The sequence below is a fragment of the Pseudomonas syringae group sp. J309-1 genome, assembly GCF_032582135.1.
GTDB classification, from domain to species: Bacteria; Pseudomonadota; Gammaproteobacteria; order Pseudomonadales; family Pseudomonadaceae; genus Aquipseudomonas; species Aquipseudomonas quasicaspiana.
On the sequence record NZ_JAWHNU010000059.1, the window covers coordinates 31,628 to 43,592 of the forward strand.

General features: G+C 45.5%; 9 protein-coding genes and 1 pseudogene. 9 read left to right on the forward strand and 1 reads right to left on the reverse strand.

Translation table 11 applies throughout. The features are described 5' to 3' along the window. Nucleotides 1-293: 293 nt before the first annotated feature. The 9 genes from RX972_RS24265 (at nt 294) to RX972_RS24305 (ending at nt 11,481) form a co-directional block, all read left to right on the forward strand. Nucleotides 294-1,109 (forward strand): 2OG-Fe(II) oxygenase, encoded by an 816-nt coding sequence (locus RX972_RS24265; RefSeq protein WP_316879282.1) that lies wholly within the window; start codon nt 294-296, stop codon nt 1,107-1,109. Between the two features lie 571 nt (nt 1,110-1,680). Beyond that, a complete protein-coding gene (locus RX972_RS24270) occupies nt 1,681-3,120 on the forward strand; it encodes a UbiA family prenyltransferase (RefSeq protein ID WP_316879284.1) in 1,440 nt (479 codons plus the stop codon). Beyond that, the gene (locus RX972_RS24275) at nt 3,117-4,433 is read left to right on the forward strand and encodes an FAD-binding oxidoreductase (protein WP_255877320.1); all 1,317 of its coding nucleotides are present in this window, start codon (nt 3,117-3,119) and stop codon (nt 4,431-4,433) included. Before RX972_RS24270 ends, RX972_RS24275 begins: the two co-directional genes overlap by 4 nt. Further along, nucleotides 4,430-5,167, forward strand: a complete 738-nt coding sequence (locus tag RX972_RS24280; RefSeq protein ID WP_255877321.1) for an SDR family oxidoreductase — start codon at nt 4,430-4,432, stop codon at nt 5,165-5,167. The genes RX972_RS24275 and RX972_RS24280 overlap by 4 nt, the downstream gene beginning before the upstream one ends. Then, nucleotides 5,164-7,239: a hypothetical protein gene (locus RX972_RS24285; RefSeq protein WP_316879288.1), complete on the forward strand. Its 2,076-nt coding sequence runs from the start codon at nt 5,164-5,166 to the stop codon at nt 7,237-7,239. Before RX972_RS24280 ends, RX972_RS24285 begins: the two co-directional genes overlap by 4 nt. Nucleotides 7,240-7,260: 21 nt before the next feature. Continuing rightward, nucleotides 7,261-8,199 carry an NAD-dependent epimerase/dehydratase family protein gene (locus RX972_RS24290; RefSeq protein ID WP_255877323.1) on the forward strand — a complete coding sequence of 313 codons (939 nt, stop codon included), beginning with the start codon at nt 7,261-7,263 and terminating at the stop codon, nt 8,197-8,199. A gap of 1 nt (nt 8,200) precedes the next feature. Further along, nucleotides 8,201-9,490, forward strand: a complete 1,290-nt coding sequence (locus RX972_RS24295; RefSeq protein ID WP_255877324.1) for an NAD(P)/FAD-dependent oxidoreductase — start codon at nt 8,201-8,203, stop codon at nt 9,488-9,490. Continuing rightward, nucleotides 9,487-9,885: a GtrA family protein gene (locus RX972_RS24300; protein ID WP_255877325.1), complete on the forward strand. Its 399-nt coding sequence runs from the start codon at nt 9,487-9,489 to the stop codon at nt 9,883-9,885. The genes RX972_RS24295 and RX972_RS24300 overlap by 4 nt, the downstream gene beginning before the upstream one ends. Before the next feature lie 492 nt (nt 9,886-10,377). Next, a complete protein-coding gene (locus tag RX972_RS24305; RefSeq protein ID WP_316879295.1) occupies nt 10,378-11,481 on the forward strand; it encodes an acyltransferase in 1,104 nt (367 codons plus the stop codon). Between the two features lie 165 nt (nt 11,482-11,646). Here the strand turns inward: RX972_RS24305 and RX972_RS24310 are convergent. After that, nucleotides 11,647-11,894: pseudogene (locus RX972_RS24310) on the reverse strand (IS66 family transposase); the annotation flags it as partial. Nucleotides 11,895-11,965 lie beyond the last annotated feature (71 nt).

Below are 11,965 nucleotides of genomic sequence, written 5' to 3' on the forward strand. Positions count from 1 at the left end.
TAACTGGCAATCATAACGACGAATGATACCGCTACTCAGCAAAAAATGAGGGGTCGAATCGACAGTCGAGAAATCCAGTCACCTTTTAGAGGCTTCTATCTACATTCCACTCCGGTTACCATCGACAACTGGTCACTACGCCGTTTTGAAGCAAACTCCAGCACAGTAAACCAGCGAGTAAGCGAAGGAATCGTCAAAAAAACGGAGCAGCCAAGCCTGTGACTCAGGCAAGTCGGACGCTACGTTCACTTGCGGACATCATTTAAATTTATCAATAGGTACAGGAAGACGGAATGGAAATCGCGGTAATTGCTGAAATCATCGTAGGTCGACTGGAAAGCCTTCGAAAAGAGATACAGCAGCAATGGACGACGCCCGAAGGGACGAAGACCCGCCATTTCGTAGTCGACGAGCTACTGCCTCCGGATACCGTGCGGGCTATCTATGAAGCCTTCCCGCGCAACGCAGAAGGTTTCTTCGATAGAGCATCGTTTCGCGAGAAAAAGAAAACACTAACCGACTTGTCGCAGCTACCGACGATTCTTGCGGCAATTACCTATGCAGTACAACACCCGAATGTCGTATCAAAGGTCGCTGAACTGATAGGTTTTGAACATATCCAACCAGACCCAAGCTTGTACGCTGGGGGGCTTTCAATGATGTTTAAAGGGGACTTTTTAAACCCACACATTGATAACAGCCATGGCGCTGACCGCAACCTTTACAGGCGTCTTAATCTGCTCTACTACGTCACTCCAAATTGGGAGCTTAAAAACGGCGGCAATTTTGAGCTGTGGGACACTGAGGTAAAAAAACCCCATATCATTCCTTCGGTATGCAACCGACTGGTTGTCATGGAGACTAATAAAGACTCCTGGCACTCCGTGAGCCCCATTATTGAAGATGTTATCCGCTGCTGCGTCTCTAACTATTATTTCTCAAAACAATCTCCAGACAACACAAACTACTTTCACGTGACTTCGTTCAGCGGCAGACCAGAAGAAAAAGGACGGCGTGTGTTGGGATTTTTCGACAATAGACTTCGAAATATTCTCTCCAAGACGTTGCGCATAGGACGCAACAAATCACTTGTAAACAAGCGCCCCTAATAGGGCTTCTTACATAGGGTTAGGGTTAAGGCTAAGGTAAGATAAACCCGTATGCCCGAGAGTACGTTTAGACCTCAAAACACTGCCGACCGGCCTAAGACTGCGAGCGCTCATTCAGGTTGGGTAAGACCTCAACTCAATGGGTGTCGAGAAACGACTGCTCGAAAGCGGACGAACATTCTTGGTCCGCTCTCCCCTCGAGGTGGTGCCCGCGCGCTACTACCCATTGAAATCCTCGCCAGAGGACTGATCGATCAGCAAAGGTTGCTGCCTGAAACGGCGCGCAAAATCAACCCAGCGCTCAGGACCACAAACCGAAGAAGGTACCCCCATCCTCTAAGTCGTCGGCCTACCTAAGAACCAGACCCGGGAAGACGAGCCAAATCACGAGGTCACCAACGCGAGTCCTTCACGCTTCGTTCCTGTAGTGTGAGGTGATCATGATAAAGCGCACCTATCGTAAAATAATTGACAGGGATATAATGGCGTCTTTTTTGTGACGCATGCTCTTGACAAGGTTAGGGATTCACAAAAGTCAATCTGTCAAAACGCCCATAAAAGCAGGGAAGAAATGATTTCGAAAAGTGAGCAACATAAACCGCTTGTGATTGACCTTGATGGCACTTTGCTGAAATCTGATATGCTGTATGAGTGTTGTATATTATTTTTGCGCAACAATCCGCTAAAATTCTACCGCCTTTTTATCTGGCTTTTCCAAGGTAAAGCCATGCTTAAGAAGCATCTGGCCGAAGCGGTAGATATTGATGTCGCCGTTTTGCCTTACGACGCAAAGGTATTAGAACTTATAGCGACAGCCAAACGCTCAGGCCATACAATAGTTTTGGCTACGGCAACGCATATATCTCTTGCCAAAGAAATTGCCAACCACCTAAATATTTTCGATGATGTTATAGCGTCAGATGAAACAACCAACCTCAGCGCTCACCGCAAAAGAGATGCACTTATTGCTCGTTACGGGAAGAAGGGCTTTGACTATGCGGGAAACTCTAGCGAGGATATTGTTGTTTGGCAAGCAGCAAGCGCTGCGTATGTTGTAAATGCCCCTTCCAATGTGCTAAAAAAAGCAACAGAAGCAGGAAATATTGCAGAGGTAATAACAACCAACGAATCCACACCCAAGGATTACCTCAAAGGCCTTCGTATCCATCAGTGGTTGAAAAACATACTTATTTTTGTCCCGCTATTGGCGGGCCACGAGTTGACGAACACTCCAATGCTCGCCCAAGCGTGCATTGCATTTTTGTGTTTCGGACTGTGCGCTTCAAGTGTGTATGTACTTAACGACCTACTCGACTTGCAAGACGACCGGCATCACTCGAAGAAAAAGAACCGTGCATTTGCTTCGGGAAAGATACCGATTAAACACGGAATGTTTATATTTCCAACGTTACTATTCATTTCTTTTATTCTCTCAATTTATTGGCTATCACCCGAATTCATCATAAGCCTAGTCATCTATTACATAATTACACTTATGTACTCCTTGTACCTCAAACGCCAAATGACCGTGGATGTGATCACGTTAGCATTTCTGTATACAATACGCATTATTGCCGGCGCCGCAGCCATGGGCTTAAGCCTGACATTCTGGCTGCTGACATTTTCGATGTTTGTGTTCTTGAGCCTGGCTCTGGTGAAGCGATACGCCGAGCTTAATGACGCTAGAGCACGCGGAGAAACAGAGAAAACAAGAGGCCGTGGCTACTACCCAGCTGACCTTGAAATGATCTCTTCACTAGGTGGGTCCGCTGGCTACCTTTCCGTCATGGTATTGGCGCTTTACATACATGATAACGCTACCACTTCGCTGTACTCACATCCGCAAATTATATGGCTTGCCTGTCCAATTCTTCTGTATTGGATAACCCGCATGTGGATGCTCACACACAGGGGGCAAATGCATGAGGATCCAGTTGTTTTTGCAGCGAAAGACAAGATTAGTCTCATTGTCGGCGTGCTGTTCGGTCTTGTCTTCTGGGTGGCAACATGAAAAATGCGACCGCACGATCATGGGGAAGATTTCCAGCATGTGATCAGCGCCTTCACAGTGTCGAATGGCGTGCAGAACTCGAATCAACGAGCATCCGACTGGCTAATACATTTGGAGACACGTTGGTCTTCGGCAACGGAAGGAGCTATGGCGACAGCTGCCTCGCCGTCAGCGACAACGTTCTATACACGCGAGCGCTTGATCGCTTGATATCAGCCGATTGGGCGTCCGGTGTAATTAAAGCAGAAGCAGGTATTACACTAGGTCAGATTCTAGATATCTGCATTCCGAAAGGATGGTTTTTGCCAGTGACCCCAGGCACCAAATTTGTCACGCTAGGCGGCGCGGTAGCTAACGATGTTCATGGTAAGAATCATCATGTCAAAGGTACATTCGGCAGGCATGTGAAAACCCTAGGGCTAATTCGAAGCCGCGAAGGACGAATGATCTGTTCCACCAACATGAACGCTGAATACTTTTCAGCAACGGTTGGAGGGCTAGGCTTGTCAGGCATTATAGAATGGGTCGAAATACAGCTTTCCCCTATTAAAGCCAGCCAAATAAATACGTGCGTCCAACGATTTGACTCCATTGACGACTTTTTTTGTTTATCAAATGAGCTTGATCATTGTAACGAATATAGCGTGGCATGGGTCGACTGCTTGGCAACCGGAGATCGCACGGGCCGTGGCGTTTTTATAGTGGGCAATCACGCAGAGTATGGATCACTGGAAATAGCCGCCTCAAGAAAGATAACAATTCCAGTAACACCCCCATTTTCAGTAGTGAACAGGCTCAGTTTAAATTGCATGAACGAGCTGTACTGGCGACGTCATCCGACGACCCAAAAATCGATAAGGACTTCTTATGATCCTTTTTTCTATCCTCTGGACTCGATCAATTCCTGGAATCGGGCTTACGGTACAAATGGTTTCCAGCAGTATCAATGTGTGATCCCCGAGGATGACGCGCCGTATGTAATACGTCGATTGTTGGAAGTTATTTCCTCTTTCGGGGAAGGTTCATTTTTAGCGGTGCTAAAGCGCTGCGGTGATATCGCGTCACCAGGGCTGCTTTCTTTCCCAATGAAAGGAACGTCACTGGCGCTAGACTTTCCTCAACATAAGAATCTGGCACCGCTATTTGATACGCTTGACTCAATTGTAGCGGAAAGCAACGGCAGGCTTTATCCCGCGAAGGATGCTCATATGAGCGCGAGCCAATTCAAAATAGACTACCCAAATTGGGAAATTGTCGAGCGGCTGCGGGACCCCATACTCAAGTCAAAGTTTTGGAAGCGAGTCACACTGTGAAAAGAATATTAATCGTAGGCGCAACATCAGCCATCGCACGATCATGTGCTCGGGAATGGGCTATCACACCAGCCTCTTTCTTTCTTGTGGCGCGAAAAGATGCCGAGCTTAAGGCGACTGCAGATGACCTGATAGCGCGAGGTAGCAAAGTAGAGACCTTCAACATGGACGTTACCGACGTAGCGTCTCATAAACAGATGCTTGACATGTGCGTAAAGTCAACTGGCCAGATTGATATCGCTCTGATCGCGCACGGCACGTTGCCGGACCAGCAAGAATGCCAAACCAACGTTGACAGGTTGATTAACGAATTTAATATTAATGGACTGTCGACAATAGCCCTGATGACCGTCATCGCGAATCATTTAGAACTTCAAAAACACGGTAGTTTGGCAGTCATCTCGTCAGTTGCTGGAGACCGTGGACGCCCGTCAAATTATCTTTACGGTTCTGCAAAAGCCGCAGTCAGTGTATTCAGCGAAGGCCTACAAGCCAGAATGTATAAGTTAGGCGTTAGCGTAAGCGTTATCAAACCCGGCTTTGTCAATACGCCAATGACCCAACACCTATCCCTGCCTAAACTTTTGCTTGCAGAGCCACAAGAGGTAGCAAAGGCTATCGTGGCAGGCATCGAAAAAAAGAAAAATGTCATCTATACGCCATCGATCTGGCGACTGATCATGTTAATTATTAAAACGATTCCGAATTTTATTTTTAAAAGGATAAATTTGTGATCGCTGAAAAAAACAATAAATTTGAGAAACTATTAGTACTCTTATTAGTACTACTGTCGCTTTTTATAGTCACACTCGCGGCCTATGGAGCAATAGCAAAATATACCACTGTGCCGATTTGGGATATGTGGAACGGCTACTTGGAGTTTTATACCAAAGTTGAATCGGGCCAGTGGGGTGCATTTTGGGCACAGCACAATGAACATCGGGTGTTCTGGTCACACTTGCTATTCTGGCTGGACCTGAAAGTGTTCAACGGAGTGGGCGGCTTTTTAATATATGTAAACTTCCTCCTGATTACTTTCGCAACTTATATATTTTCCAACTGGGCATACAAACGAATAGGCTGTGAAAGCTCAAAAACCTTCAGAATAAGCGTACTCGCTATGTTGACAGGGTGGTTATTTTTCTGGAGCCAGGAAAATAACATTACTTGGGGATTTCAGAGCCAGTTTTTCCTGGCTCAGCTAATACCACTGGCGTCGATGTATGCATGTTATTTAGCCAGTGAGAAACGGTCAGAAAAAAAACCATTTGCAATCGCCTGCTTCTTGGGTGTTGCTTCAGCAGGCACAATGGCGAATGGCGTAGCAATACTACCTATCATGGTAGTCTACGGCATCATGAATAACTTTGGCTTTCGAAGAAATATAGTTCTGGTGGCCCTAACCTTCATAACTTTAACTACTTACTTTACCAACTATCATTCAGTGGTAGGTCACGGTTCAATTGCCGAGTCATTGAAAAACAACCCTTCCGGGTTGTTGTATTATGTACTCATCTATATTGGAAGCCCTTTCCATTACATCGCAGAAGGTCAAAGCCTTCTATTTTCCGCGCTGATGGGCGCCGTGCTGATATTGTGCTCTACGCTTTTTCTCTACACAGGAATCACTGGTAAAAATGATAGAGCGTCAACATTAGCGCTGGTTGGGTTTATCTTATACGTCGGCGCTTCAGCTTTTGGCACCGCAGGAGGACGACTGATCTTCGGTTTGGACTCAGCTTACGCCAGCAGGTACACAACACCGGCAATTATGGCTTGGGCTGCACTCTTTGTGCTGTCCATCCCAATGTTGTCGAGGTTGACGATAACGTTCAGAGCGGGTTTCTATACCGCGGGTATTGCCTTTCTATTGATGTTACTTCCGGGGCAGCTGAAATCACTAAACCCTGTCTATGATCAGGTTTACAATCAAGAAGTGGCTGCGCTGGCATTGGAGCTTCGTGTCGAAGACCAGCTTCAAATTGGTGTGATTTTCCCTTCAGCTGCTTGGGCACTAGATATCGCCAAAGTGCCTTCGGAACAAAATTTATCAGTCTTTAGCGTCCCATTTATCAAAAACATGCATAAGTCGATTGGCAAGCAAGTGGAATTCCCGCAAGCCTCAACATGTCTCGGCCATATCGATCAATCTTCGTCTGTTGACTCAATGGGTTTTTCGAGGATTACAGGTTGGCTCTATGACACCACTGGCCAATGGTTCAATAGAAAAATCACTTTACTTGATCAGCAAAACGTAATTATTGGTTATGCTATAAGTGGCGCCTCTAGACCCGATGTTGCAGCGGCAGTAACTACTGACGCGATTCATTCTGGGTTTAAAGGATACATCAAAACCGAGAAACTCGGCGGTGTCGTTAAAATCGTTGCAGGCAACAACATTTGTTCACTGTTCGCAATTGCGCCGCACGAACCGTTTTCAAACCATAAAGAAATAGATGACGACACGGAGCATCTTGTCAACGCGTCTCAAGTGGCAACAAGAATAGCGGGCACAGATGCATCTCTCGGACGCAACCTAAAACACAAAAGACTTGAAAATGGCGAACAGCTTATTGCGAATCTAAAGCGCGGCCAATTCATACTTTATCGCAGCAGCGCAATGACATCTAACTTGAGTATGAACATACCTGTAACAGGTGGTGAATCTCTTCCGCTGCCATTGGCGCAATCGTGGGTCAAATTAAAATTCGACAACCCTGACTTGCCATCTACCTTCGATTTGAAACTGAATAATAATTCAGACAATCCAGATTATTGGATTGAAATCTTGGTTGGCGACAAATAACAATTGTTTTCAGAGATTTTTATGAAACATAACAAAATAGTTATTCCTGGTGGTGCTGGATTGGTTGGGCAGAATCTAGTAGCACGACTGATCGGCAAAGGCTATACCAATATTGTTGTGCTTGACAAACACCTTCAAAACCTTGAAGTCTTAAGAAAATCTCAACCGACAATCACCGTGGAGTTTGCGGATTTGTCTATCAAGGGAGCTTGGGTCAAGCATTTTGAGGAAACACATACCGTAGTAATGCTGCAGGCGCAGATCGGAGGGCTGTTCTACGACGAGTTCAAAAAAAATAACGTCACCTCTACTGAGATCATTCTGGAACTGATAAAAACGAATAATATTCCAAAACTTATTCACATCAGTTCTTCCGTAGTAGAGTCTAAGTCCGATGATTTCTACACACGCAGCAAGAAAGAACAGGAAAGAATTGTTCTTGAGAGCGGTATTAAATGCCCAATCTTAAGACCTACACTTATGTTCGGGTGGTTCGATCGAAAGCATCTTGGCTGGCTCTCACGATTCATGAAGAAAATGCCCGTCTTTCCAATCCCTGGTGATGGGAAGTACATGCGGCAACCTCTATATGTAGGAGATTTTTGCAATATAATAATCAGCTGCATAGAAGGCGCTGTCGCCAATGAAATCTACAATATCTCCGGACACGAAAAAGTCGACTACGTTGATATTATCCGAGAGATAAAAAAAACAAATCGCTACAAGACGCAAATTATTCACATTCCGTACTCACTTTTTTATGCTCTATTGTGGGTGTGGGAAAAATTTGATAAAAATCCACCTTTCACCACTCAGCAACTGGAAGCATTGAGCGCAAAAGATGAGTTTGAGGTTATCAACTGGCCAAAGATTTTTGGCGTTGAATACACGCCTTTCAGCGATGCTATTGATGAGACCTTTAATCATCCGGTTTATAGCAAGATAGTTTTGGAATTTTAACATGAATAAAAAAGTTGCGGTTCTTGGCGCTGGCCCTATGGGGTTGGCGGTAGCATATGAATTGGTAAAAAACGGTTATCAGCCCGTAGTGTTTGAAGCTGATGATCGAGTCGGCGGGATGACGGCTGCGTTTGATTTCTCTGGTCTGAGCATTGAAAGGTATTACCACTTCCACTGCATTTCTGACTCGGGATTTTTAAAGGTGTTGGACGAGCTCTCTCTTCGCGACAAAATGAACTGGGTACCAACAAAAATGGGGTACTGGTATAACAACGAGTTGCAGTCTTGGGGTAATCCCGTAGCCCTACTCAAATTCCGCGGCCTTGGCATGGTAGCGAAATTCCGATACGGTCTACACGCGTTCCTCTGTACCAAACGTTCTGATTGGCGCCCGCTTGATGGGGTTGACGCGATTACCTGGATAAAAAAATGGGTAGGCGCAGAGGCTTATGAGGTTTTGTGGCGGCGTCTGTTTGATTATAAATTCTATGACTATAAAGATGACCTGTCGGCGGCATGGATATGGAGCCGGATCCGTAGAATAGGAAAATCGAGATACAACTTATTCAAGGAAAAGCTAGGCTACCTTGAAGGCGGATCTGAAACATTGCTTAAGGCGATGGCGCAATACATCACCGAGCATGGCGGGATAATAAAACTGAATGCAAAAGTAGAAAAAGTTCAACTATCTGGGGGCAAGGTGGTCGCCATAGAATCGGGAGGCGAAGTCTATTCATTTGACAGAGTTGTCAGCACCGTTCCACTACCGTTTATTAATAAGATCATTCCAGACTTGCCAAGTCCAGAACGCGAAAAGTTTGCTTCGCTTAAAAATATCGCCGTTGTGTGCATAATTGTAAAACTGAAAAAGCAATTAACCGAAAATTTCTGGCTCAATACAAATGATCCCGAGATGGACATTCCTGGCCTAGTCGAATACAGCAACCTCAGACCTCTCGATGACCATATTGTCTATGTCCCTTTTTATATGCCTGGTGATCATCCAAAATATCTTGAAACTGACGAGCAATTCATTGCAAAAGTAAAAAGATATTTGATTAAAATCAACCCCTTGCTGAACGAAGATGACTTTATTGACGTCAAAGCGAGTAGATATCGCTATGCGCAACCTATCTGCCAACCTCATTATTTACGTGGAATTCCTGAAGCTCGGTTGCCCGTAGGAGGGCTTTGGGTAGCTGATACATCTTACTACTATCCAGAAGATCGAGGCATTTCTGAAAGTATAGATTTCGGGCGAAAACTTGCGTTGGATGTAATATCAGGATGAAGGTATTTTTTTCTAGGCAGTTCCTTACTTTCATTCTGACTGGTGGAACTGCTGCGCTGGTCAATTTTATCTCAAGAATTGCCTTAAATTTTTGGCTGGACTTCATGACAGCAGTGGTATTGGCATACTTGATTGGAATGGCCACGGCTTTTAGCCTTGCGAGAATTTTCGTTTTCCAGAACAGTAGCGCACCTCTAGGTCGCTCCATCGCTATATTCGCTCTGGTCAATGTGGCAGCGATTTGCCAAACCCTGGCTATTAGTGGGGTACTGTTTTACTACATCCTACCCTTTTTCAAGGTGCACCAATTTTCAGCAGAGATCGCCCATGCTGTGGGTATAATTGTACCGGTCTTCAGTAGTTACGTAGGGCATAAGTATTGGTCTTTCAAATAGACGGGCTTATCAGACGGCTAATGCATGCCGAGCTACTTACAAGCTCCTGGTGGAGGCGGGAGATTAGAGCGAAGGTGTTGAGTTGGATGCGCAAGACGGGATGCTCATATCCTGACCGGGCGTGATACTGTGAGCGTTGATGACGAATTACCTTCATCCCTAAGCATCGGTTAGAAAGGTGTCGATTAGGGAGTCAGTTAGACGCTTGCAGCATTAATGATTGGGACCGCGCACATCTTTTACACAGTGAAACTGATGGGCACGGTCTTAACCATGTTACCTGGCCGCCTAGAAACGCGCCCCTTGGGCCGATAGTATCTTGCAGGTTTACTCCAGCAACACGATCACAAAGCAAGCTGGAGTCTTCCCGTGGCTGAAATGAATTTAGCTGTAATCATTTGCAACAACCACCGCATGTAGTGCAATATCTGTATCGAGACATCAAGCTGCGCACTCGTATACGGTAATTTAAATTTAATCAGGACTATTAAGTTGCACAGCACGAATATTAAATATATCCCCCAGGTTGATCACCTCAGAGCAATGGCAGCGCTGTGGATCGTTCTATACCATTCTATCCAACTGATAGGATCAGTGATGGTCGGTGGAAAATGGTTTAGTTCTGATCCTTGGCCCGTTGCATCATCGCCCTTGACCTCTTTACTGATAGAGGGGCACTCGGCGGTTGCATTATTCATGGTGTTGAGCGGCTTTATATTTACGCACGGCACTTATGGAAGAGAGATATGCTACTCAAACTTTATCTTTAACAGAATTCTAAGGATATATCCACTGTACCTTCTGGTTATTCTTTTAAGCATTTCGGCGTCACCGGAGAAATTTTCCGCCTCAGATTTCATCACTACGATCTTACCATTAGCAGATGTAGCCGGGTTGAAAACCAACGCCATTGCAGGGATGTCTTGGGCAGTAGCCGTCGAGTTTCAGTTCTACTTAATTTTTCCCTTCTTGTTAACATCTTTAAATAAATCTCCCGCTAAAACTATATTGGGAGTGATCCTAGTTGCGGTCATATTTCGCGCAATCGCGGTAGGACACGGTGCCAATCCAAGAGACATTTCGTACAGCCACCTAATCGGACGTATAGATCAATTCATGCTCGGAATGGGTGCCGCGGTACTCTTAAGATCAATTTCAGAGAAAAAGAAAACGCTTGCGGTATTGTTAGGAGCGTCTACAGTGATAATCGTAGTTATGCTCTACGTTCTCAACCGCCATGGCGGATGGTACTCCAATTCGCAGTGGAAAATTTTCTATCCAATGGTTGAGGGTACCGCGTACGCTCTGTTTATTGTAAGTTACGTCGGCACCAAAAACATGATACCAAGCTTTATCTCAACTGCAGTAACTAAAATTGGCGAATTTAGTTTTTCTATATACCTTTTACACTTTCCTATTGTTTTGATTTTTGCATCCAAAACAGCACTGCAGTGGCACCCAACAGCTTACCCGCGCATTGACTTAGCGCTAACAATATGTTTGCTGACCATTCCTTGTATACTTTTAGTATCCGCGACGACGTACAACGTCATAGAGCGACCTTTTTTATCACGTCGTAAAAAATATATTAAATGATTAAACACTTTAACGCGATTTGGACTGTAAGCGCTCTATGGACACCATCTATTCATGTACAAGCAAAGCGTTTAGGAGCAATCGGACAAGCAGCGCAACTCCACGGCGGCAAAGCTTCTTAATCTTCAAGCGGCATCGTCAATGATAGCCGTTCTAGTGTGCAGTGTGTTTGCGGCAGCCGCAGACGCATTTCAGCTCTTGTTCGGGAAGTTCGTGGACGATCTCGATGCGCGGCAGATCGGCGGGCGGAGGCTTGCGCTTGCCGCGGCACTTGATTGGTGCGACGACTTCTAAATCTGAGGCTTCATCACAGGACCGACAACGCTTTCTACTTCATTGAAGAGGGCCAGTTGCGGCGTTTCCGCATCAGCTATTTGCTCGGACTTAGGTTCGAACAGGCGTTGAAGCGTAAGCGCTCCATAAACCCCACATTCAAAGCGCATAACTGATCCCGGATGCTGTGCTCCCGATTCCCTCAGGAGCC